The sequence below is a fragment of the Chryseobacterium sp. MMS23-Vi53 genome (assembly GCF_047651245.1).
GTDB lineage: Bacteria > Bacteroidota > Bacteroidia > Flavobacteriales > Weeksellaceae > Chryseobacterium.
On the sequence record NZ_CP180265.1, the window covers coordinates 585,173 to 607,169 of the forward strand.

26 protein-coding genes are annotated in these 21,997 nt (G+C 31.6%); 9 read left to right on the top strand and 17 right to left on the bottom strand.

Annotation, left to right across the window (positions count from 1 at the left end; genetic code table 11):
• Positions 1-52: 52 nt before the first annotated feature.
• Complete coding sequence (cphA, locus tag ACKX2A_RS02730) at positions 53-2,680, bottom strand: cyanophycin synthetase (protein WP_415327502.1); 2,628 nt, start codon at positions 2,678-2,680, stop codon at positions 53-55.
• A 202-nt stretch (positions 2,681-2,882) separates the two neighbouring features.
• On the opposite strand from cphA, the gene ACKX2A_RS02735 reads away from it, so the two are divergent.
• The 3 genes from ACKX2A_RS02735 (at position 2,883) to ACKX2A_RS02745 (ending at position 5,069) form a co-directional block, all read left to right on the top strand.
• Positions 2,883-3,770: a cyanophycinase gene (locus ACKX2A_RS02735; RefSeq protein WP_415329399.1), complete on the top strand. Its 888-nt coding sequence runs from the start codon at positions 2,883-2,885 to the stop codon at positions 3,768-3,770.
• 119 nt (positions 3,771-3,889) lie between these two features.
• Complete coding sequence (locus tag ACKX2A_RS02740) at positions 3,890-4,732, top strand: isoaspartyl peptidase/L-asparaginase (RefSeq protein WP_415327503.1); 843 nt, start codon at positions 3,890-3,892, stop codon at positions 4,730-4,732.
• Between the two features lie 100 nt (positions 4,733-4,832).
• Entirely contained in the window at positions 4,833-5,069 is a 237-nt protein-coding gene (locus ACKX2A_RS02745) for a YtxH domain-containing protein (protein WP_415327504.1), read from the top strand.
• Positions 5,070-5,119: 50 nt separating this feature from the next.
• On the opposite strand, the gene ACKX2A_RS02750 is transcribed toward ACKX2A_RS02745, so the two are convergent.
• The 3 genes from ACKX2A_RS02750 to ACKX2A_RS02760 all read right to left on the bottom strand — a co-directional run bounded on the left by ACKX2A_RS02750 (position 5,120) and on the right by ACKX2A_RS02760 (position 7,386).
• The gene (locus tag ACKX2A_RS02750) at positions 5,120-5,923 is read right to left on the bottom strand and encodes a class I SAM-dependent methyltransferase (RefSeq protein WP_415327505.1); all 804 of its coding nucleotides are present in this window, start codon (positions 5,921-5,923) and stop codon (positions 5,120-5,122) included.
• A gap of 453 nt (positions 5,924-6,376) precedes the next feature.
• Entirely contained in the window at positions 6,377-7,111 is a 735-nt protein-coding gene (locus ACKX2A_RS02755) for a hypothetical protein (protein WP_415327506.1), read from the bottom strand.
• On the bottom strand, positions 7,108-7,386 hold the full coding sequence (locus ACKX2A_RS02760) for an SHOCT domain-containing protein (protein WP_415327507.1): 279 nt from the start codon (positions 7,384-7,386) through the stop codon (positions 7,108-7,110). The genes ACKX2A_RS02755 and ACKX2A_RS02760 overlap by 4 nt, the downstream gene beginning before the upstream one ends.
• A gap of 259 nt (positions 7,387-7,645) precedes the next feature.
• Here ACKX2A_RS02760 and ACKX2A_RS02765 point away from each other — a divergent pair, with 259 nt between their 5' ends.
• Both ACKX2A_RS02765 and ACKX2A_RS02770 read left to right on the top strand, forming a co-directional pair.
• On the top strand, positions 7,646-8,617 hold the full coding sequence (locus ACKX2A_RS02765) for an IS1595 family transposase (RefSeq protein WP_415327508.1): 972 nt from the start codon (positions 7,646-7,648) through the stop codon (positions 8,615-8,617).
• Between the two features lie 183 nt (positions 8,618-8,800).
• Positions 8,801-9,169 carry a hypothetical protein gene (locus ACKX2A_RS02770; protein WP_415327509.1) on the top strand — a complete coding sequence of 123 codons (369 nt, stop codon included), beginning with the start codon at positions 8,801-8,803 and terminating at the stop codon, positions 9,167-9,169.
• 28 nt (positions 9,170-9,197) lie between these two features.
• Here the strand turns inward: ACKX2A_RS02770 and ACKX2A_RS02775 are convergent, their stop codons facing one another.
• The 13 genes from ACKX2A_RS02775 to ACKX2A_RS02835 form a co-directional block, all read right to left on the bottom strand.
• Positions 9,198-10,112: a hypothetical protein gene (locus ACKX2A_RS02775; protein ID WP_415327510.1), complete on the bottom strand. Its 915-nt coding sequence runs from the start codon at positions 10,110-10,112 to the stop codon at positions 9,198-9,200.
• A gap of 331 nt (positions 10,113-10,443) precedes the next feature.
• Positions 10,444-10,803, bottom strand: coding sequence for a type II toxin-antitoxin system RnlB family antitoxin (locus ACKX2A_RS02780; RefSeq protein WP_415327511.1), 360 nt, complete (start codon positions 10,801-10,803; stop codon positions 10,444-10,446).
• A gap of 9 nt (positions 10,804-10,812) precedes the next feature.
• The gene (locus ACKX2A_RS02785; protein ID WP_415327512.1) at positions 10,813-11,871 is read right to left on the bottom strand and encodes a type II toxin-antitoxin system RnlA family toxin; all 1,059 of its coding nucleotides are present in this window, start codon (positions 11,869-11,871) and stop codon (positions 10,813-10,815) included.
• A 116-nt stretch (positions 11,872-11,987) separates the two neighbouring features.
• Positions 11,988-12,137, bottom strand: a complete 150-nt coding sequence (locus ACKX2A_RS02790; RefSeq protein WP_415327513.1) for a hypothetical protein — start codon at positions 12,135-12,137, stop codon at positions 11,988-11,990.
• A gap of 79 nt (positions 12,138-12,216) precedes the next feature.
• Positions 12,217-13,188, bottom strand: a complete 972-nt coding sequence (locus ACKX2A_RS02795) for a DUF4238 domain-containing protein (protein ID WP_415327514.1) — start codon at positions 13,186-13,188, stop codon at positions 12,217-12,219.
• 9 nt (positions 13,189-13,197) lie between these two features.
• Positions 13,198-13,989, bottom strand: coding sequence for a hypothetical protein (locus ACKX2A_RS02800; RefSeq protein ID WP_415327515.1), 792 nt, complete (start codon positions 13,987-13,989; stop codon positions 13,198-13,200).
• A 146-nt stretch (positions 13,990-14,135) separates the two neighbouring features.
• Positions 14,136-14,378 (bottom strand): hypothetical protein, encoded by a 243-nt coding sequence (locus tag ACKX2A_RS02805; RefSeq protein ID WP_415327516.1) that lies wholly within the window; start codon positions 14,376-14,378, stop codon positions 14,136-14,138.
• Positions 14,379-14,393: 15 nt separating this feature from the next.
• A complete protein-coding gene (locus tag ACKX2A_RS02810; RefSeq protein WP_415327517.1) occupies positions 14,394-15,263 on the bottom strand; it encodes an SHOCT domain-containing protein in 870 nt (289 codons plus the stop codon).
• A gap of 12 nt (positions 15,264-15,275) precedes the next feature.
• Positions 15,276-16,244 (bottom strand): PH domain-containing protein, encoded by a 969-nt coding sequence (locus ACKX2A_RS02815; RefSeq protein ID WP_415327518.1) that lies wholly within the window; start codon positions 16,242-16,244, stop codon positions 15,276-15,278.
• A 90-nt stretch (positions 16,245-16,334) separates the two neighbouring features.
• Positions 16,335-16,787, bottom strand: a complete 453-nt coding sequence (locus ACKX2A_RS02820; RefSeq protein WP_415327519.1) for an SHOCT domain-containing protein — start codon at positions 16,785-16,787, stop codon at positions 16,335-16,337.
• Between the two features lie 68 nt (positions 16,788-16,855).
• Positions 16,856-18,205: a histidine--tRNA ligase gene (gene hisS / locus ACKX2A_RS02825; RefSeq protein WP_415327520.1), complete on the bottom strand. Its 1,350-nt coding sequence runs from the start codon at positions 18,203-18,205 to the stop codon at positions 16,856-16,858.
• Between the two features lie 200 nt (positions 18,206-18,405).
• Positions 18,406-18,858: an HRDC domain-containing protein gene (locus ACKX2A_RS02830; RefSeq protein ID WP_415327521.1), complete on the bottom strand. Its 453-nt coding sequence runs from the start codon at positions 18,856-18,858 to the stop codon at positions 18,406-18,408.
• A gap of 18 nt (positions 18,859-18,876) precedes the next feature.
• On the bottom strand, positions 18,877-19,209 hold the full coding sequence (locus ACKX2A_RS02835) for a single-stranded DNA-binding protein (protein WP_415327522.1): 333 nt from the start codon (positions 19,207-19,209) through the stop codon (positions 18,877-18,879).
• A gap of 268 nt (positions 19,210-19,477) precedes the next feature.
• Here ACKX2A_RS02835 and ACKX2A_RS02840 point away from each other — a divergent pair, with 268 nt between their 5' ends.
• Genes ACKX2A_RS02840 through nudK form a run of 4 tightly spaced genes read left to right on the top strand, consistent with a single transcriptional unit; the run spans position 19,478 to position 21,982 of the window.
• Entirely contained in the window at positions 19,478-20,080 is a 603-nt protein-coding gene (locus tag ACKX2A_RS02840) for an HPP family protein (RefSeq protein WP_415327523.1), read from the top strand.
• Between the two features lie 6 nt (positions 20,081-20,086).
• Entirely contained in the window at positions 20,087-20,431 is a 345-nt protein-coding gene (locus ACKX2A_RS02845; protein ID WP_415327524.1) for a hypothetical protein, read from the top strand.
• Between the two features lie 27 nt (positions 20,432-20,458).
• The gene (locus ACKX2A_RS02850; RefSeq protein ID WP_415327525.1) at positions 20,459-21,364 is read left to right on the top strand and encodes a TIGR01777 family oxidoreductase; all 906 of its coding nucleotides are present in this window, start codon (positions 20,459-20,461) and stop codon (positions 21,362-21,364) included.
• 36 nt (positions 21,365-21,400) lie between these two features.
• A complete protein-coding gene (gene nudK, locus ACKX2A_RS02855; protein ID WP_415327526.1) occupies positions 21,401-21,982 on the top strand; it encodes a GDP-mannose pyrophosphatase NudK in 582 nt (193 codons plus the stop codon).
• Positions 21,983-21,997 lie beyond the last annotated feature (15 nt).

The following is a 21,997-nucleotide window of genomic DNA, read 5'->3' on the forward strand; positions in this document are numbered from 1 at the left end:
TTTCGGCGGCATCTTCGATGCCGCCGAAACTTTTTATATAGATAAAAATACGTTAAATCTTATCATCCTCCAGCAATTCCCTCGCCTGATACTCCTGAACAAGATCAATTGCATTAGAAATCACGTCACTAAGGGCAGTGATAAAAGTTCCTTCTTCAGCCATTCCCATGGCGTGTTTAAGGGCTTCGATTTCTTTAGGAATAATCTCATAACTTACATCTCTTCCGGAAGACTGCATACCTTCAATAATCAACCCATTGATTTCCTCTTCGGTTCTTCCTCGAAGGTGCTTTTCGTTTCGGATGATGATGTGATCAAACATTCTTCCTGCGATTTTTCCGCATTCTCTGATATCGCTGTCTCTCCTATCTCCAACACCCGAAATAATTCCGATTTTTTTCGTTGCTTCGACATTTTTAAGATAATCCTCAATCGCTTCATACCCCGATGGATTGTGGGCAAAATCAATCAAGACTTTAAAACTTTTAAATTTAAAAACATTCAATCTTCCCGGAGTCAATTGTGCACTTGGAATGAAAGTTCTCAATGAGTTTGAAATATCTTCAATTCCGAAGCCGTAAAGATAACAAGCCAAACTCGCTGCCAGAACATTTTCAATCATAAATCTAGCCTTTCCTTCCATCGTAATCGGGAAATCTTTCGCTTTTCCGATCCTGATTTTCCAATCACCTTTTTTGATGGTCACAAAACCTTCTTCATACACGCAAGTGATTTTTCCATCTTTCGCAAACTTCTGAATATGAGGATTATTTTCATTCATACTGAAAATCGCAACATTGCAGTCAAGATCATTTACGATTTTCATAGAATACTCATTATCAGCATTTAAAATACTCCACCCACTTTTCTTTACACTGTCAAGAACAACACGTTTTACTCTTGTTAAATCTTTCAGGTTATGAATATCGTTCATCCCCAAGTGATCTTCTTCAATATTGGTCAAAACACCAATATCACATTGAGAAAAGCCAAGTCCGGAACGAAGAATCCCACCTCTTGCAGTCTCCAGAACGGCAAATTCCACCGTTGGATCTTTCAAAATAAACTCAGCAGAAAGAGGTCCTGTTGTATCCCCTTTCGACAGCATTGTATTTTGAATATAAATTCCGTCCGAAGTCGTAAAACCAACTCTGTAACCATTGCTTTTAACGATATGAGAAATTAACCTTGTCGTAGTCGTTTTTCCATTCGTTCCCGTTACCGCAATAATTGGAATCGTAAACGGTTTTCCCTGCGGATACAGCATATCTACAACCGGCGCAGCAACGTTTCTCGGCAATCCTTCACTTGGAGCAAGGTGCATTCTGAAACCTGGAGCAGCATTCACTTCAATGATTGCTCCACCACTTTCTTTTAATGGTTGAGTTAAATTTTCAGCCATAATATCAATTCCGCAAACATCAAGACCGATTATCTTTGAAATCCTTTCCGCCATTGTGATATTTTCGGGATAAACCATATCTGTAACGTCAATCGAAGTTCCACCAGTTGAGAGATTCGCAGTTGATTTTAAATAAACAATTTCACCTTTCTGCGGAATAGTTTCTAGAGTATAGTTAAGCTTTTCAAGAAGTTCGGTAGTGTCTTTATCAATTAAAATTTCGGTTAAAACGTTTTCATGCCCGTATCCTCTTCTCGGATCTTTATTCTCTTTATCAATCAATTGCTGAAGATTAAGTTCACCATCTCCAACCACATGAGCAGGAACCCTTCTTGCTGCGGCAATCATTTTATTATTGATGACCAAAACGCGAAAATCGTATCCTGTAATATATTTTTCAACAATAACTTTTCTTGAATATTTTTGAGCATGTTCAAGACCAATTTTTGCAGCTTCCCAATCATTTACATTAATGGAAGAACCTTTTCCGTGATTACCGTCGAGTGGTTTTATCACCAGAGGATAACCAATTTTTCGAACGACAGCATCCAATTCTTCATCGTTCGTTATCAGATCACCAACCGGAACCGGAATGGCAGCATCATGAAGCATTCTTTTTGTTAACTCTTTGTTACAGGCAATATCTACAGCAATCGAACTCGTTTTTCCGGTAATCGTCGCCTGAAATCTTTGTTGATTAACGCCATACCCCAATTGAACTAAAGAATTCGTACCCAAACGAATCCAAGGGATTTTCCTAGAAACGGCTTCCTCAACAATACTTCCTGTAGAAGGCCCTAAACGAACTCTTTCTCTAATTTCTTTTAACCTGTGAATACAAGCATTTAAATCATATTCTTTACCTTCAATCAAAGCTTCTGCGATTTTTACGGCTTCTTCAGCTGCATAAATCCCCGCATTTTCTTCAATATAATTAAAAACAACATTATAAACTCCCGGAGTTTTTGTCTCGCGTGTTCTTCCGAAACCAACATCCATTCCTGCTAAAGTCTGGATTTCTAAAGCGATATGTTCAATAACATGTCCCATCCAAGTTCCCGTTTCTACACGGTGGAAAAATCCGCCTTCAACACCTTCAGAACATCTGTGCGTATACAAAGAAGGAAGTAATTTTTCGATTCTTTCTCTAAAGCCTTCAATCTTATTAGTAGGGAAATTTTCCATTTCTTCGAGATCCAATCTCATCTGTATCAGCTTCTTTCGTCTTATGCTCCAGATGTTGGGACCGCGTAATGCTTGTATCTTCTCAATTTTCATAGCCTATTTGCATTTTTAATAGTTAACAATAACTCCATTTAAAATCAAAGATAATGCAAAACCCTAAACGAAACTATACCACAGTTAAACATTTATCAAAAAATTCAGAAAATTTATTAACAATTCTAAAATACTCAGAATCAATCTAAATATGGTATGAATTTCGCTAAATGTTAAATATTTTTTAAATTTGCACACTATGATGAAACCCGTTGGAAAATTAATTGTAATCGGAGGCGCTGTAAACAAAGGAAGCTTTGCAGAAACCGATTTTGACCAAAATATTGAAAAAAACCTAAACTTTTTTGAAAGAGGAATTCTTCGAAAAATCATTAACGAATCTAAACATAAGGAAGATTCCGTTATCGAAATTGTGACCACAGCGTCGCAAATTCCGCAAATTGTAGGTACAGAATATAAAAAAGCATTTGAATTTTTAGGTGCTAAAAACGTGAATATCCTTGATATCCACAATCGCGAAGAAGCTAATTCCGATGCCATGGTGGCAAGAGCCAACGCTGCAGATGTGGTGATGTTCACAGGTGGAGATCAGTTGAGACTTACGTCAATTCTTGGAGGAACAAGATTTCATGACACTATTTTATTGAAATATCAGGAACAGGATTTTATCTATTCCGGAACTTCTGCAGGAGCTGCTGCCGCTTCTGAAAATATGATTTATCAGGGAAGCAGTTCGGAAGCTTTGTTGAAAGGTGAAATTAAAACCACTCAAGGTTTGGGATTAATTGATAACGTAATTATCGATACTCATTTCGTACAAAGAGGAAGAATCGGAAGACTTTTCCAAGCTGTTGTGAACAATCCGAGAACGTTGGGAATTGGTTTGGGAGAAGACACCGGACTTTTCATTCATAATGATGTAATGACGGCTGTCGGTTCCGGATTGGTGATTTTGGTAGACGGAAGATTTATTAAAGACACTAACCTTACAAATATCAACTTGGGCGAACCGATTTCTATTGATAATTTAACTGTTCATGTCATGTCGATGAATGATCATTATGACTTGACAACGAAGACATTAACAATTGAAAATTCGCAATTTAATCCAATACCACAAGACAGATAAATTTGAGTCATAAGTTATGAATTATTAGTTATGAGTTTGGGATAATATTTAAATTAAATCTAAAATTTTCATAACAAAGAACTCATAACTAATAATTCATAACTTATAACTTTATACACATGAAAATAATCATCCACGGCGGATTTTTCTCCGAAAGCGACCAAAGCCACGAAGTAAAAATTGCCAAACAAAATTCTTTAAAAAACATTGCTCAAAAGGCATTTGAATATCTACAATCTAATTCTGCATTTGATACAGTTGCGTATGCTGTTTCTTTATTGGAAGATGATGAATTGTACAATGCAGGAATCGGTTCGCAAATTCAAAGTGATGGAGTAATCCGAATGAGCGCTGCAATCATGGATGGTGAAACTCAAAAGCTAAGCGGTGTCATTAATATTCAGGATGTAAAAAATCCAATTTTCGTTGCTAAGGAATTAATGAAAGAAGACGATCGAGTTTTAGGAGGAAATGGCGCAAAAAATTATGCTACAGAACACGGATTCGAAAATTTTTCAACTGAAATTCCTCAAAGAAGAAAAGAATATGAAGCCAAATTGAATAACGGCGGAAAAGGAACTGTTGGCTGCGTTGCCATTGATAAAAACGGAAAGTTAGCCGTTGCCACTTCAACCGGAGGAAAAGGTTTTGAAATTCCCGGAAGAATTTCGGATTCTGCGACGGTTGCAGGAAATTATGCCAATTCTTTTTGCGCTGTAAGCTGTACAGGAGTAGGTGAAGATATTGTAAGTAATGCTACTGCAACGAAAATTGTAACCAGAGTTACAGACGGAATGACTTTAGAAAATGCCTTCACAAAAACTTTTGACGAACTAAAAACCATCGACGGATTTGCAGGAGCTATCGCAATAGATAAAGACGGAAATATTTACCATCAGGATTCTTATCCTACAATGGTTTTCGCAAGTTTTGATGGAGAAAATTTTGAAGTCTTTAATTAATTTTAACATTATTTTATACCACATATTATTTTTTTGGCACACATTTTACATGATAACTAACATCAAACTTTAATATTAATCACTTAAAAAAATAGAAATCATGGGAAATAAAGCAAAAGGCTTATTAGCTTTACTGGGTTTAGGAGCATTAGCATATTGGAAATACAAAAATTCTTCTGAAGAGGAAAAACAAATGGTAAAAGATAAGATCAATAATGCAAAAGATAACCTTAATAAATGGGGAAATGATCTGAAAGATAAAGCCGATAATGTTGCTTCACAGGTGCAGGATAAAGTGGATGAAGTGAAAAATAAAGCACAAGAATCCCTTAATTAAGAATAGTTTATTTAACATTCATATATACAAAGAAAGAGTCATCACAGTTTTTAGTTGCGATGACTCTTTTTTTGCGCTTCGATGGCAAAAACCAAGGGTATTTTGTTTCCAAATTGTGGAATTCTCCATTTTCCTTTTTCAAATTCTTCTACGTGCTTGAAACATGGATATGGCGACCAATCGTATTCTTTAAAATTTTCTATTTTAATATCATTTTGAATTAAATTTTGAAGTACATCTGCCAAAGAATGATTCCACATTACATTATCTTGTATAATATCTGCTGATTGATCAGCGTAGGTGCCCTCATAGGTTTCTACAATTGGCTTTTCATTGAAATAATTGTACTTCACTTCCTTAAAATCATCATCGAACATCCAAACTACAGGATGAAATTCTGCCATGATGAATTTTCCTCCATCTTTAAGAAAATGATTAATAATTTTCGCCCATTTTCCTAAATCAGGAAGCCAACCGATCGTTCCGTAACTTGTAAAAACAATGTCAAATTTTTGATCTAAAACGTTCGGAAGATTATACAAATCTGTACAAATAAATTCTGTATTTTTTCCTGCTTTTTGAGCTAAATCTTTCGCTGCTTCAATGGCTTTATCTGATAAATCGATTCCGGTCACTTTCGCGCCCATTCTCGATAACGAAATGGAATCTTGCCCGAAATGACATTGCAAATGCAGAATTGTTTTATCTTTTACTTCACCTAAAAGTTCGAGTTCAATGGAGTTGAGAGATGTTCTGCCCTTTAAAAACTCATCAACAAAATAGAAATCTGATTTTAGGTGGGGTTCTACTTTTGCGTTCCAGGAGTTTTTGTTGATTTCAAGATAGTTTTCCATTGGTTTGATGTTTAGTTTTAATTTTTAACGCAAAGGTCGCAAAGATTTTTTTAACTACTATACTTTTTTAAGTTCGCAAAGGCGTTTCACTTAACTAAGATCACGAAGGTTTTTTAATTACTCTTAAGTTCTTTTTAATTACTAAATAGTCCTTTTACCACTGTTTTTAACGCAAAGATCACAAAGATTTTTTTTAACTACTAAACTTTTTTAAGTTCGCAAAGAAGCTTAACTTAAATAAAAACTCAAAGATTTTATATAACGGGAAACGTGAATTCCCCTCCTTTGGAGGAGTGGCGAAAATTCAAAGAGTTGTTGACGGGGTGGTTTTCAACAGCAACCCTCTCCTAGCCCCGATTGAAACGACATCCTTTTTGGTTGCGGGTGGAGTGAAGCGAAACCCGTAACCAAAAAGATACAGTGGAAAGCGGGATAAAGCTTCAAAAAAAAATTCTACCAACCCTGAATCACATAATATTTCGTCATTAATTTTCTTTCCGGCTGGCTTTCATCGTCTGGCTGAAACCACACTTCTACCTTACTTCCATAATAATCGCCCCAATCTCCTTCTGTAACTTCGAATTCTTTACTCAATCCAAATTCTCTTAATTCATCCGTTAAATTAAACACTTCCATTTGAGAACTTTTCTTAATTTCATCAGCTGAAAGAATTCTGTTTGTTACAAGATCAAACATTTTTAAATATACTTTTCCTTTTTCAATTTTATTAAGGAAAACTTCATATTTATAGTGACCGGGAAATTGATAATCGTACAAGAAAACGTTCTGGTTTTTAACCTCAAATAATGGTTTTTCTCCTGAAAAAGTTAATTTTAAAGGCATTTCCAGTTTTACATTATTTGGATTTTTCGCATCTCCTTTATATTCTTTATATTGATCTTTGGGAAGAAAAACAGTCAGAAAAACAGCGGCAACAGTAGACATAAGCACTGTGAAAATGCACTGTTTGATGGCTTCTTTAAATTGTTTCTTGAAAATTTTAGAAAATCCTAAAATAAAGCATACAAAATATCCTGTAATTGGTAAAGTAATCAGCAGACTCCAAGTTACCTTATTTATCGGAAGAATGATCAACAAAAACCAGCAAAATATACTGAATATGGACACAAATAAAGGCAAAGAATACCATTTTCCGTTGAATATTCTGACAATAAATGATTTTATCATAATTTTTCCAGTAGTTTTTTCTTTTGTTCTGTGAATTCTTCATTGGTGAGGATTCCGTTTTCGTGGAGATTGCCTAGTTTTTCTAGCTGATCGAAAACTTTATCGGGCGATTCCTTTTCTATTGGAATTTCTTGTTTAGATTCAGGTTTGGTTGTATTGTAGAAATCTTTCATTTTATTATAAAAATTAGCTCCATTTGAAGACTGAAAATCAACATTTTTACCATTAATTACAAAACGCAATTCCGGATTATATTTCTGTGGAAAATATTCCATCGAAGATACTGTTTCATTAAAATAATTCTTAATAATAATAGATAATAATATACTAGTTAATACCAAATTAATTAAACAACATTTCAAAACCTAAACAGCATCAATCTTTTGATGCTGTTTTTTATTCCTGAAATTGTCAAATAACAAGTCACAATGAGCTGGAAATCAAATATAAAACAAGATAAAAATCATAAAAATTTGTTTCCCTGCATTGTTCTGCCTCGATCTTTTTTATTAAATTTATATATACTAATAAAATATGATAATTCACAGAGTAACAAAGCTTTTCAATCTTGGATTTAATGATCCTACAGATTCTATAATGAATATGATGGAATCATTTAATACAGAACAGAAATGTAGAGAATATCTTGAAGACTTAATTTGGACACATGATCCGATATGTACCAATTGTTTAAGTGAACGACCTGACCATTACAAATTAAAAAAGAATGGTGAATTCAATGGTATCTATAAATGCAAAGATTGTAGAATAAATTTTAATGTGAAAATTGGAACGATGTTCGAAAATTCAGCAATTCCGCTTAGAAAATGGTTCTATGCAATCTACATTTTTACATCGCACAAAAAAGGTATTAGCAGCCATCAACTTGCAAAAGATATTAGCGTAACTCAAAAAACTGCATGGTTCATGCTTTCGAGGATAAGACATTCATTACGTTCTGAAAAAGTTAAAAGTTTTGATGGTGACACTCAAGTAGATGAGACTTATATAGGTGGTAAAAATCATAAAAAATCATGGCAAAAAAGAGTAGAAAATACCCAGGGTCGAAGTACTAAAACAAAAGCTGTTGTATTTGGTCTTCTAAGCAATGGAAAAGTATCCACAGAAATTGTTCCTAACACAAAAGGAAAAACCCTCACAACGATTATTAAAAACATGGTCAAAAGAGGTTCTATTGTGGTTAGTGATGGTTGGAAAGGTTATTCACAAGTACACAAACATTACGAACATAAAAGTATACCTCATACTAAAGGTCAATATGTTAAAGATAATTACCATACTAATAGTATTGAAGGATTTTGGAGTTTACTGAAACGCGGAATTCTTGGTATTTACCATTCGGTTAGTCCAAAACATTTACAACTTTACTGCGATGAATTTTCTTTTAGATATAATACCAAAGATTTTGATGAAGGTAATCGATTTAATTTTGCTTTATACTGTGCATTTGAGGAACGACTTACTTATGAGGAACTGATTGCTTAACATTTGTTTTACGAGATATTCTTAAACTTGTTGGAGTTTAATTAAACAATTTTAAATTTATAATCAATGTCTAAATTTTTATTGTTTTGTAAACAAACAAAAATCCTTATAAAATGTCGATGTTCTTATTTTAAATTTTATGTAATAAACTTTTTGTGTAAATTTATTCCATATCTTGAAAATATGAGTTTAGATAAAGAAAAATTAATTAGTGATCTTAATAAAATTGTACATGAACATTTTGAAAAATTTAATGGTATAAAATTATTTGTAATAAATGATGCAACATTACCATTAAATGTTTCTTCTAATAATTATAGTAAAATTAAGCATAGTATAAATTATAAGATACAAAATAATGATGGCAATAGTAATGACACACCTTATTTTAACGTATTTGTCTACTGTAAAGGAAAAGTAATAGAGACTATTAAGCCTAATTATAAACACATGGATATGGAATTATCCTCTTCACACCAAGAACTATTATTTAATTTCAACAAACATTTTTCTGAGCTTGAAGGTAAAACTATCGAATATAAAGAAAAATAAATCCGGCTATGCCGGATTTATTTACGTCTTACAACCCTAAAACTCCTCTTGAAGCAGCTATATATTCACTAATTTCTGATATTGCTTTATTTTGTTTTTCTTCTATACCATTTATATCAGAAAAACCGAAAAGCTTATTGACAAGATAATCAACTTCTTTATCATTTAAAGCAATTGCTGATTTTGTTAATGATGACCAAGCTAAAATATCAGATTTAGACATCCTATTTCGTTGTACATTATATAATTGAATGTAGTGTTTTAATTTTGGTGACAATAGTATTAATTGTTTTCTAATAGATTGTCTTTGTTCATACCAAGAATCCATTTTCTTCAAATAGTTCTTATCTTTTTGTAAAACTTCAAGTGTAGGTGTATTACACCATATTCGATAATATTTGGTCTTCACATACAGATTTTCACCTATTTGATAAGGTTTATAGCCGAGTGATTGCATAAATTGATTTAAAGTTTCTCTATCAGCTTCATCTTTTTGTTTTTCTTCTTTTTCCTTATTTATGTTTTTAAGAAAACTTGATTCCATTATATAAAGTTTCTTGGTATTTTCATTTTCTACCAACAATACATTACTTTCAGGAATGTCATAATATTTTATGACTTCTTCACTTAGTTCATATTTAAGAAAATGTCCCGAAACATCTTGATCATGAAAACCCATTTTATCTGAAACAACAGTAAAAGAACCTTTTAATTCATCTGAGGAAATGGGAATTTGTTCATCAATTGAAATCATGTAAGCATTTCTTTTTTCTGAACCATCGGTTATTTGTTTGTATTTAACAGGAGTTAAAGTCTGGTAGTCAAACTTTTTTAGTGTTTCATCATCAAAAGAAAATTTTGTTTGTCCTGATAAAGAGAGATTTGTTAGCATCAAAATAGAACATGATGCTACTGTTATGAATGTAGAGAATTCAAATTTCATTGTGTGGTAATTTAAGGTTTAACATAAAAAATAAAGCGTGGACATTGTACCACGTCAACCTTAGGATTACCACACCCTAAAAAACAATGATACAAGCCACGCCAAAACTGGCGTACCTTATATACATTATTTGTCTTTTCTATGGCTGAAGTAAAAATTACTTCGTTGTGGTAATTTTAGGTTGACAATAATGCAAACAGCACGATTTATTTTACACCCCTTTCGGAATGATTTTATTTTTAATAATACAAATATATAAAAAAGATTTAAGGCTGAAAAACGCAAAACCCTCTATTTTAGAGGGTTTTGCGTTTTTCATTTAATTAATTATTTAGGAAGTCAGTTCCAATTCATTCATTATTCTATTTTTTTCAAGCCTTGTAATAAACGAATTTTGGATATATTCTTTATTGCTGCGAAAATAATCATTCGCAGTATCTAAAATAGAATTTTCAATACTTTCTATCTTTTTAAGCTCCTTTAATATGAAACTTCCAGATAAAAAGGGTACTTCCAAAAATCTATTATTCAATCCATTCGAGATTAACAAATCAAAAATAACTAAGCCAGAATATTTCTTTTTCTTAAAATTAGTTTCGATTTTTGTAATAATCTCTGGTAATCTTTTATTTGAATTTATAAAGACTACCGCATTATCATTAACGATAACTATTTTAAATTCAGATTTCATTTGTTTATATTAATTGTTACTAATGGCTACATAACAGCGTTCTATTAACTCTGCTGTTTCATTTATTGATGATTTTGCGATTTCAATATCACTAATCAATCTTGTCGAAATAATAGTATCATCTACATGGAATAATGCATGTCTATTATTTTTATGAAAGTTATACATTTTTTCCAATGAATCTACTATTTTATTGTTAGCAATAGAATCTTTATGCCTTTGGAGTAGTTCAAAAGTTCCGCCAGTTGTTGATTGACTGAATTGACTTCCTATATTATTACCAATATTAATGCCATTATTTATAAATAATTCTTTGATACAACCCTCTAATCCCCTTAGTATTGGAAAAACCATAAATGAAAAATCTCCAATACCTTTATCAGCAACATCAAGTCTTTCGGTTAAAAATACTGGCATAATAATACATTTGGTTGTATCAGTAATCATAGAGTGAGCAACAGGAAATCTTGCTTCAAATAATTTTTCAATTTCTGTCTTATTTAATTCATCAATTTTCACGCTATCTAATGTAGCTTCTACAATATCGTTGTATGTTAGATATGAAGATAAACCTTCAATAACCTGAGATTTCATTAAACCACTTGTACCTTGAATATTAAATGCACCATTTGTATAATGGTTTATTGATACCTGATCTCCATAGATACTTTTAACCTTATATTGTTTGCCATTAGTTAAATTAACTGTTTTTTCTAACGTTGCATCACAAAAGTTTTCAAGAAAATCTATCAAGCTTTTAAGGTCGTCATCCTCTAGTCTTTTTATGTAAATAGGTGTATTTAATTGTTCAGGATATTTACAGCAATTAATTATATGCTCAGAAATACTCTGACTAAGAGTTGGGTTTTTACATTCTTGCCATGAAACCGTTGTTTTTCCATTTTTTAAAGGATATACATTTAATTTACTAACAATACTTCCATTTTCTGATATATGATATTTTTGACAACTATCATTACCATTAATATCTATAGTATAATTGTTGTTATAATCTTTAATTGCATCATGAATTTTTTCTCTATTTAAGTTAAGTCCTCTGAATGACATTTTGTTTTGGTTATTAGTTTAGTTTGCAAATATATAAATTTATAAATAAACACTTAATAACCAGATGTTTTATCAAATTTAGAGAAGAAGTGCGTCAAAACTCGACGTATTAAAATTTAATCTTCAATAGTTTCTTGGCTGACAAGATTTTCATCAACTTGAATATCTTCAGCTTTATTCTCTTTAGTTTGTTCAACATTTTCTTGAACAACTGGAACAATTGGATTTTCTAAATTTTCTGCGATGAATTCTTTTAATGATTTCATAATAATTGAATTTAGAATATATATAAACTGTTGTCAATAGCTAACTTTTAAAAGCTTTACGTTTATGTAAACATCTAAATTAATGAACATTGATTTTTGGTTTTGAAGAGAAATAATCCACACCATTATTTAATTCTACAAATTTATTAATAATATCAAAATCGTTTATAGCTGAATAAATCTCATAATTTGAAAAACAATATTGATATAGATTATATTCCCTTAATTGTTTAGAATTTAAAAATTGAATACTATTATCTAAGTCTTTTTTATTGGAAAAATATTCATCGTCCCAAATAGTTAAAATTAGATTTTTACTTATAGGAAATATTATTTCGACACCCTTTTTACCAAAGCCGTCGACGAAAGAAGTTTCGGCTTTAATATGAGGTTTTAATAAGATTGGGTTATCAGATGACAATACATTATCTTGAGTATAATAGAAAATCCATATTTTCCTTGATAATTGTTCTTGAATAGTATATCTCCACTCATTATCTAATATAAAATTTGAATGTAATGCTGAAGATGATTTTTCGTCAAATTCTAATTTTGCATTTGTAGCTTTTTTGAGATCAGGATTAGTTATTCGCAAAAAAGATATAATTATATCACACCTTTTAGTATGCATATCTTTATGAAGATTCCAAAATTTATAAATGAAATTTGGATGTCTAATATATTGTACAGCAATTGATTCTGCAAAATAATCTCTGTCAACGTCATTTAAAACATCATTGTAAATATTTTTCTTATCCCAATTTTCACATGATTCAATTATTTTTTGAAGTATATAATTTAAAATCGGCTCGAAACTATTTGCAAATACTTCTGTTTCTATAAATTTATTTTTGCCTTTAAATTCTTCTTGTAAAAATTTATCATCTACATCATATAATCGTTTACTGCCTGCAATATTAGATATTGACTGAGGAAAAACTTTACCATTATTACCTTTTCTATAAACAAAAAGACCTTTATCATCTAATGTGAAATTTTTTAAATAGCATTCTGGAATATAATGCTGGTATATATGAGTCTCTTTTTCCATTTATATCTATTAACTAAATTTATTATGATCTTTAATAGAGTCTAAGGTCTTAATATATTCGAGAGTATTATGACTTGCTATCTTGCCAGATAAAACATCATTAATACTTTCTATAATATTTGATTCCAAGATAACTAAAGCTGAAATAAATGATTCTTCCTTGTATCTGCATATATAGTTTACTGTTTCAATGCTTAAAGAATATTTTAATAAATCAACTAAATTATCATTATTCTGCCAGTGCTTAAAAATATTTTTTTCTATATTTTTTATAACAAATGAAATACTATTCATTATAAAGTTCTTAAATAGATAGATTTTTTCCCAAACTTCAAAACTAAGAAATGGTCTTTCATTTCTTAGTGTTTTTTCTAACTCTTCATATAGTATTAAAAAATCATCTACATGATAATCAATTTCTAAATCAACTTCTTTACTGAGATTTTCCATATAATTTGAAAACTCTGAAATTTCATTTTCATTTATAAAATTTAATATATAAGAGTATGTATGTGGAATTGCCATTCTAAAATCATTTAATAATACCCATATTTTTTCTATAGCATCAATTCTTCTTTGCTGACTAACATCATAATTAGATTTTTGAACGTCCATTAAATTTGAAAGAACATTATTTTTATTTGTTAGATCAGTTTTAATTACTTCCAATTTTTCATCAGTCTTTGCTCGCCATTTATTATTTTGTGCATCAGCTAATCGTTGTGCTAAGAAGGCAACAATTGCAGGAGCAATAACAGTACCTCCACCGAAGAGTAACAATATCTCATTTGTCGTAATCATGTAATAAGTTTTTTGCAATTTACAAATATTGCAATTTAATTTTTTTAATTAAATACAAACTTTTAATAATAAAACAGCATCAAAAGGTTGATGCTGTTTACGTATTGAAATGTTGTTTAATTAATTTGGTATTAACTAGTATATTATTATCTAATAATATTTGAAAGAATTGCTTTTTTCACAAAAAAAAGTCGATGCTCTGTCGCTACAATCATTCTCATTAAGTGTTCACTTAAATATGTAGCATCAGTAACCGCCAAAATTTCCTCATCTTCTAAAAGAATGGATGGAAGAGCATTTATTTCGCTTTGTGTATTGAAAGCTAGATTTGAATTTAGCTCGTTTATTTTTTTCTTTATTTTATCTGCCCTGGATAATTTTTCTATCATTTTGTTTTATTAAAATTAAATTTCATTCAGGAATTTTGCCTTTTGTTTCGAAAATTCTTCTTCGGTTAAAATCCCCCTTTCATATAAAACATTAAGCCTTTCCAGCCAGCCAAAAATTTGTTGGGAATTATCTTTTTTTAATGGGTTTGGATTAAAATCAAGTTTAGGCTGTGGTTTGGGCTTGGGTTTATTATAGATTATTCCTATTTTAGCATAGAAAGCCGATCCTTCGGTTATTTGGTAAGGTTGAAAGAAAAACGGAACAGCACCTTTATTCGTTGAAACACTTAGCACCGAAATAGATTGACTGACATTCCATGTAACAGATTTAATATCTTCATTAAGAACTTCTTTAAAACTGGCTTTAGATAGTATAAATTTCTCAACATGCAACATTCTTTTTTGGGTAACAACCAAAAGTCCTTCTCCTGTATCTCCAATTTTACATTCCGTAGCGGCAACTATCCTTTCGTCATCATCTAAAACATGCGGTAATTGCTTCAGCTCTCCTCTCATAGTCATAGAAAGCTTAGCTCCTGACTCCTCTATTTGTTGCTTGAATGTTTCTTTATTTTTTTTATAATCTTTAAAAATTAAATCATCTTTCGTAGGCTCCGCAGGAATATCTTCTATAGGTTTTTCTTCTTCCTTTACAATCGGAACTTCTTCTTCCTCTGAGCTTTTTGATCTCAAATTATATTTGATGGTTTCCTGAATATGAGAAAGACTATACCATTCTAGTTGATATGGAATATATTCATTAATATTACTTACTCTTTCCAAACAATTATTACACAAAACACCGCCGTCAGAAAGTTTATTTTCTTCACCTCCATCCGGAATTTTGAATTCGGTTTCACACAATGCACAATATTTTTCCATCATTTTAATGTTAAATTAAAGTCTTTCCAACAGTTTCTTTTTCTGTTCGGCAAATTCTTCTTCCGTCAAAACTCCCATTTCCCTTAATTTTCCAAGCTTTTCTAATTGCTGGAAAATCACTTCTGCAGATTCTTTTGGAACATTAGAAGTTGGTTGAACTTTTTGTTGAGGAACACTTTGCTGGTAAGATTGTGTTTCAGGACGTTTTGTATTATATAAATTATTGAATGATGATTGTGGTTCAGGAGCTTTGCTTTGAAAAGATTGTGTTTGCTGAACTTGATTTGCAGGGCGACCAAGATAGTTTTTCACTGCGTCGCAAAATATTTGTGCCGCAGTTTTATTGTATAATTTAAATTCTGCTGTTCCAGCTGCTGTTCTGATTTTAAGTTCAGAAGTTAAAAGTCCTGTATCGTAATCGATTGACGAAATTTTTTCAAGAAGAAACTCGTTTTTATCGACTCCGCCAAAGAATTTTTTATCGAAGAAAACAACCCTTTTCTGAGTAGAAATCACAATACCTTCTTGATTATTATACAAATATTTTCCTTCTGCAATGGCAATCAATCTTTCGTCTTTATCTAAAATTTTCTCCAATTCGTTGACTTCCATATTCACGAAAATACTCAGTCTTGCATTTAATGCAACGATTTGGTCTTTTATTTCGTCCAATCTTGAAGGCGCATCCGCTCTATATTGATAGCTGCTTTCACCTGAATTGGAGCTTAAATTTATATTTTGCTGAAACCCTGTAACTTGAGGAAGTTCAGGTTCTTCATAAATTCCCAATTTCCCCTGCAAAAGAATTCCTCTGATTTCGGCCAAATTATAAGTCGCAAGATTATTTACAAGCTCTTTATTGACGTTAGTTGCCTCATTAAGACATTTATTGCAAAGGATTTGCCCATCGGAAAGCTTGTTCTCTCCTAAAAGCGTATCCATAGACGTTAACGGATTCCCGCATAATGCACAAATGGTACTCATCTGGTTTTATGTTTAATAGTTTTTTAATTAATGCTAAAAATTTTTGCATTAATCCAAATTACGAATTTGCGTTTAAATGAAAAATAATAATTACAATTTTTCAAGCAATTTCTTCTTTTGTATCGAAAATTCTTCTTCAGTTAAAATTCCATTCTCTCTCAGGCCTCCCAATTGTTCCAAAAGAATAAGAACCGATTTTGAAGACTCTTCATCTTTATTTTGAGAGTGAGCTTTACTTCCAAATATAAAAGCATTCACTATTTCTACAAAGTTGACAGCCATCGTTTCATCCACTTTCGCAATTCCGTAAATTTTTTCGTCTGTGGAAACCGAAATCATATTTTGAGGTTGAAGATTAATGAGGCTAATTCTATCATGAGGAATGACTTCCATAAAATCAATTCCGATACCTTTAAATATTATTCTTTTATCTGTTGAAAGAAGAAAGATCGCTTTGTCATCATACATTCCGTCAAGAATGTGAATGATCTTTTCATTTCCATTAAAAAATCTGAAAATGCAGTAATCTCTGATTCTGTCCAAGAAATAATTCTGGATTAATTTTTCTAATTTGATATTGTATATTTTCCATCAGTTATATGAAACATATTTTACCCTAAAAATTCCTCCAAAGAAACCGTTTTCTGTTCTCCAGCTTCAAGGTCTTTATAGGTAACATTTCCGTTTTTAAGTTCTTCTTCTCCTAAAAAGACAAGATTTTTAATTCCTTTCTTTTCGGCGTAAGTAAACTGTTTTCCGATTTTTGCAGCTTCGGGATACATCTCTGCAGAAATTCCTTTTTCTCTTAATTGTCGGATTAATTTTAATGCTTCCAAAGATTCATTAAGACCGAAATTAGCAAATAAATACTCCACTTTTGAAGTTGCTTCTTCAGGGAAAAGTCCAAGTTCTTCCATCACAAGATAAATTCTATCCAAACCGAAAGAAATACCAATTCCCGGAATATTTTTCACTCCGAAAACTTCCGTAAGGTTATCGTATCTTCCACCACCACCGATGGATCCCATTTGAACTTCATCAGCTTTTACCTCAAAAATAGCACCTGTATAATAATCTAAACCTCTTGCCAATGTAATATCAAACACAAGATTCTGAATATCAACACCCAAATTTAAAGATTGAGTAATCACAAATTCTAGTTCTTCAACACCTTTTAAGCCAACTTCATTTCCTACAAATTTTTCTTTTAATTGAAGAAGATTTTCCAAAGCATCATCAGATTGAGTGAACAAGAAATCCAGTTTATCAATAGATTCCTGAGAAATTCCTCTTTCCAGTAATTCTTTTACAACACCATCTTTTCCGATTTTGTCTAATTTATCCAGGGCAACTGTGAAGTCAATTAGTTTATCTGTAATTCCTGCATAATCTGCCAAACCGGAAAGTATTTTTCTATTGTTGATATGAATCGTTACAGAAACACCGAGTTGTGAAAATGATTTTAAATATAACTGAACCAAATCCACTTCCTGCAACAAACTTTCGCTTCCTACAACATCTGCATCACACTGATAAAACTCTCTAAATCTTCCTTTCTGAGGACGATCTGCTCTCCAAACCGGTTGAATTTGGTAACGCTTGAAAGGAAAAGTCAGTTGATTATGATTCATCGCCACGAATCTTGCAAAAGGTACGGTAAGGTCGTAACGAAGGGCTTTATCTGAAATTTGGGCAGTCAGCTTCTGATGACTTTTATTTTCCCAATCTTCCTGATTCACTTTTGAAGTATAATCCCCTGAATTTAAAATCTTAAAAATCAAACGATCTCCTTCTTCTCCGTATTTCCCCGTCAATGTCGAAAGATTTTCAAAGCTAGGAGTTTCCAATGGCTGGAATCCGAATAATTCGAAGTTTTTCTGTAAAGTATTGATAATAAATCTTCTTCTTGCAACCTCCAACGCTGTAAAATCTCTCGTCCCTTTTGCTAAACTTGGTTTCATTTTATAATAGATAAATGATGATTAATATTTATAAGTATTGCAAAAATAGGGAATTGAAAAGACTTTTGCCACTATACAAAAGCCGAAGAAGCAATTTCTCCGACTTTATAAGTATATATAGATCATTTGTATTCTATCAAAATCCTGAATCTTATAATTTTAACCACAAAAGTCACAAAGATTAGCAGATATACTTAAACTCAAATACTTTCTAAAATTTCAAGAATTTCTTCGCCATAATTTTCAATTTTATGCTTTCCAAAACCTTTGATATCACGAAGTTCTTCTTTTCTCGCTGGTTTGTATTTTGCCACAGACATCAATTCTTTGTTGGTTGCGATGAAATAAGAAGGTAAATTTTGTTCCTTCGCTTTTTCCGATCTCCACAGTTTTAAGGCTTCCAATATTTTTTCTTCATCATAATTCAAGGTATCATCTTCAAGAGAATATTTTGTTTCTTTTGAATCTTTCACCGTATTTTTAGTGATTTTTAATTCATCGAAATACAAAACCACAGACCAATAATTTTCATCATTTACAAAAGCTGTTTCTACTTTTACAATGTCGTGCGATTCCAAAAATGCATCCAATGTTTTCTGATCTTCATACAGAAATTCTTCGGGCAATCTTATTTTAAAAATTTTTACATTCATCGTTTTGCGTTTTTGCCTTTATTTACTTCCTAAAAGTACGATTTCATCTACTCGAACTTCCGTAATATATCTTTTTACCCCTTCTTTGTCATCGTAAGACCTGTACGTTAATTTCCCTTCAATGGCAATTTCTTTCCCTTTCGTAACATACTTTTGAAAAATCTCCGCTGTTTTCCCGAATGCAACCAAATTGTGCCATTGTGTTTCCTCAATTTTCTCACCTTTTGCATTGGTGTAATAATCTTTTGTAGCTAAAGATACCGTTGCTTTTGAATTTCCGCCTTCAAAGTTTACAACTTCTACTTCTCGACCTGTATGCCCAATTAAGGACGTTTTATTTCTAAGTGACATAATTAATAAATTTTATGATTAATACTCAGATAAGAGACGCTCACTGTTTTCTCAAATCTCTGTTGCAAAGTTTGCTGAATTGGAAAATTGTAATCGGGAGAAAACTATTTAAATTCATTTGTAGTCGTTTGTAAACGAATTTTATATTAAAAATCAATTAGTTATAAATTAAAAATTTTAAAATTTTTAATCGGTTTTCGGCAAAAAATTTATTTTAAATATCTTACAGTCGTTTGCAAACGGATAATTACGTATCTTTGATTATAATATGAAGAAGACGATTAAAAGAACATTCAGAGTTTCAAAATATGTAATTTATAAAGAAACTTTGGTCGATTATAAAGAACATTTCTGGTCATTTTTGGGAGCTTTTTTTGGGATTGGAATCATCGCGTTTATTCAATCTCATACACTTTCTTCAACTGAAAATATCTTTTTGATCGGTTCTTTCGGAGCTTCAAGTGTGCTGATTTACGGGGCGATTCAAAGTCCGTTGGCTCAACCTCGAAATTTGGTGGGAGGTCATGTTCTTTCGGCACTTGTTGGTGTTACTGTTTACAAAATTGTTCCGGATATTATTTGGCTTTCTGCACCTTTAGCTGTAGCTTTTTCTATTATTTTGATGCAATACACGAAAACTTTACACCCTCCTGGCGGCGCAACTGCATTGATCGCTGTAAGTTCAACAGGGAAAATTCCTGAATTGGGCTATTGGTATGCCATTTCTCCTGTTTTATCCGGCTGCATTATTTTATTAATTGTAGCTTTATTTTTTAATAATATTACCTCACATAGAAGTTATCCGACACATACAAGGTTCAAGAAACTATTGAAGAAAAAACACGAACATACACACAAAATGAAAAAGTAAAAAATTATGAATTGTCTCGAATGTGGCGAAAAAATTATTGGAAGATCCGATAAAAAATTCTGCAATGATGCCTGTAGAAATGCCTATAACAACAAGCAAAATAAAGATTCCAGCAATCTGATGCGGAATGTAAACAATAAACTTCGAAAAAATTACAGGATTCTCGTAGAAATAAATACGGACGGCAAAACGAAAGTTTTAAAATCAAAGCTCGACGGTTTAGGTTTTGATTTTGAATATTTTACCAATTTAAAAGTTTATAAAAACGGTTCTGAATATAAATTCATCTACGATTATGGCTATAAAGTTTTAGAAGATGATTTTATTTTAATAGTAAAAAACCAAGCATAAATAAACACCAAACTTAAATTTATTAACATGAAAGAAGTTGTCCTAATCACAGGAGCGAATGGTCTTATTGCCCATGAACTCTCGAAAAAGCTTGAAAAAGATTTCACTGTCAGATTTTTAACTCGAAAAAAGCAGAATGAAAATCAGTTTGAATGGGACATTAAAGCGCAGACAATCGATGAATCCGCATTTGAAAATATTGAACATGTCATTCATTTGGCGGGAGCGAATATCTCCGAAAAACGATGGACGAATGAAAGAAAAAAAGAATTGATTTCGAGTCGTGTAGATTCTGCAAAATTGATTTTAAATACTTTACGAAAAAAGAATATTAAATTAAAATCTTTCGTTTCAGCATCAGGAATAAATTACTACGGAACAAAAACAACAGATAAAATTTTCAATGAAAAAGATGATCCGGGAAATGATTTTTTAAGTGAAGTTGTCGTCCTTTGGGAAAGAGCTGCAGACGATTTTAAAGAACAGAATTTAGCAGAAAGAGTGGTTAAAATCCGAACTGCAGTTGTACTTTCTGAAAAAGACGGTGCATTGAAAAAGATGATTCCAACTATAAAATTGGGAATAGGGTCACCACTCGGATCGGGAAAACAATACATGCCTTGGATTCACATTAACGATATTTGTTCAATCTACGAATTTGCTTTAAAAAATTCAGCACTGGACGGAGCTTATAATGCAACATCGCCTCAACACACCACAAATGAAAATTTTACTAAAAAAATTGCTGAAGTATTAAAAAAGCCTTTATTTATGCCGAATGTTCAAAGCTTTATTTTAAAGCTGGTTTTTGGTGAATTGGCAAGTGCTTTGCTGGAAGGTTCAAGAGCATCTTCTGATAAAATTCAAAATGCAGGTTTCACATTCGAATTTCCTGATTTAAAAATAGCTTTAGAAGATTTGCTTAAAAATTAATTTAAAATAAAAAACTCAATCAAGATTGTAAAATCTATGCAAAATACAAACGTAAATATTGAAAAAACAGAAATTTTATCAGACAACTGGTACACTTTAAAAAAAGTGACTTTCAATATTCAGAAAAAGGACGGAACGGTAGAACAACAAAGCAGAGAAGCCTATGACAGAGGAAATGGTGCGGTTATTTTGCTTTATAATAAAGATGCGAAGACGGTAATTTTGACGAGACAATTCCGACTTCCTACCTATATTAATGGAAATTCTACCGGAATGTTAATCGAGGCTTGTGCAGGATTACTGGATAATGACAATCCTGAAGAGTGCATCAAAAGGGAAACTGAGGAGGAAACAGGCTATAAAATTTCACATGTAGAGAAGATTTTTGAAGCCTATATGTCGCCTGGTTCGGTGACAGAAATCCTTTACTTTTTTATTGCAGAATACTCTACAGATATGAAAATTACAGATGGTGGCGGATTGGAAGATGAAGGAGAAAATATAGAAGTTTTGGAACTTTCTTTCGAAGAAACATTAAAAATGATTGATTCAGGAGAAATTAAAGATGCAAAAACCATCATGTTGCTTCAACATTTGAGACTGAAAAATATTTTATAAATCCTGAAAACAAGT

Coding starts and splice junctions, on each gene's coding strand:
- cphA (WP_415327502.1), bottom strand. CDS start 2,680: ATGAAAATTGAGAAGATACAAGCATTACGCGGTCCCAACATCTGGAGC.
- ACKX2A_RS02735 (WP_415329399.1), top strand. CDS start 2,883: ATGAAACCCGTTGGAAAATTAATTGTAATCGGAGGCGCTGTAAACAAA.
- ACKX2A_RS02740 (WP_415327503.1), top strand. CDS start 3,890: ATGAAAATAATCATCCACGGCGGATTTTTCTCCGAAAGCGACCAAAGC.
- ACKX2A_RS02745 (WP_415327504.1), top strand. CDS start 4,833: ATGGGAAATAAAGCAAAAGGCTTATTAGCTTTACTGGGTTTAGGAGCA.
- ACKX2A_RS02750 (WP_415327505.1), bottom strand. CDS start 5,923: ATGGAAAACTATCTTGAAATCAACAAAAACTCCTGGAACGCAAAAGTA.
- ACKX2A_RS02755 (WP_415327506.1), bottom strand. CDS start 7,111: ATGATAAAATCATTTATTGTCAGAATATTCAACGGAAAATGGTATTCT.
- ACKX2A_RS02760 (WP_415327507.1), bottom strand. CDS start 7,386: ATGGAATATTTTCCACAGAAATATAATCCGGAATTGCGTTTTGTAATT.
- ACKX2A_RS02765 (WP_415327508.1), top strand. CDS start 7,646: ATGATAATTCACAGAGTAACAAAGCTTTTCAATCTTGGATTTAATGAT.
- ACKX2A_RS02770 (WP_415327509.1), top strand. CDS start 8,801: ATGAGTTTAGATAAAGAAAAATTAATTAGTGATCTTAATAAAATTGTA.
- ACKX2A_RS02775 (WP_415327510.1), bottom strand. CDS start 10,112: ATGAAATTTGAATTCTCTACATTCATAACAGTAGCATCATGTTCTATT.
- ACKX2A_RS02780 (WP_415327511.1), bottom strand. CDS start 10,803: ATGAAATCTGAATTTAAAATAGTTATCGTTAATGATAATGCGGTAGTC.
- ACKX2A_RS02785 (WP_415327512.1), bottom strand. CDS start 11,871: ATGTCATTCAGAGGACTTAACTTAAATAGAGAAAAAATTCATGATGCA.
- ACKX2A_RS02790 (WP_415327513.1), bottom strand. CDS start 12,137: ATGAAATCATTAAAAGAATTCATCGCAGAAAATTTAGAAAATCCAATT.
- ACKX2A_RS02795 (WP_415327514.1), bottom strand. CDS start 13,188: ATGGAAAAAGAGACTCATATATACCAGCATTATATTCCAGAATGCTAT.
- ACKX2A_RS02800 (WP_415327515.1), bottom strand. CDS start 13,989: ATGATTACGACAAATGAGATATTGTTACTCTTCGGTGGAGGTACTGTT.
- ACKX2A_RS02805 (WP_415327516.1), bottom strand. CDS start 14,378: ATGATAGAAAAATTATCCAGGGCAGATAAAATAAAGAAAAAAATAAAC.
- ACKX2A_RS02810 (WP_415327517.1), bottom strand. CDS start 15,263: ATGATGGAAAAATATTGTGCATTGTGTGAAACCGAATTCAAAATTCCG.
- ACKX2A_RS02815 (WP_415327518.1), bottom strand. CDS start 16,244: ATGAGTACCATTTGTGCATTATGCGGGAATCCGTTAACGTCTATGGAT.
- hisS (WP_415327520.1), bottom strand. CDS start 18,205: ATGAAACCAAGTTTAGCAAAAGGGACGAGAGATTTTACAGCGTTGGAG.
- ACKX2A_RS02830 (WP_415327521.1), bottom strand. CDS start 18,858: ATGAATGTAAAAATTTTTAAAATAAGATTGCCCGAAGAATTTCTGTAT.
- ACKX2A_RS02835 (WP_415327522.1), bottom strand. CDS start 19,209: ATGTCACTTAGAAATAAAACGTCCTTAATTGGGCATACAGGTCGAGAA.
- ACKX2A_RS02840 (WP_415327523.1), top strand. CDS start 19,478: ATGAAGAAGACGATTAAAAGAACATTCAGAGTTTCAAAATATGTAATT.
- ACKX2A_RS02845 (WP_415327524.1), top strand. CDS start 20,087: ATGAATTGTCTCGAATGTGGCGAAAAAATTATTGGAAGATCCGATAAA.
- ACKX2A_RS02850 (WP_415327525.1), top strand. CDS start 20,459: ATGAAAGAAGTTGTCCTAATCACAGGAGCGAATGGTCTTATTGCCCAT.
- nudK (WP_415327526.1), top strand. CDS start 21,401: ATGCAAAATACAAACGTAAATATTGAAAAAACAGAAATTTTATCAGAC.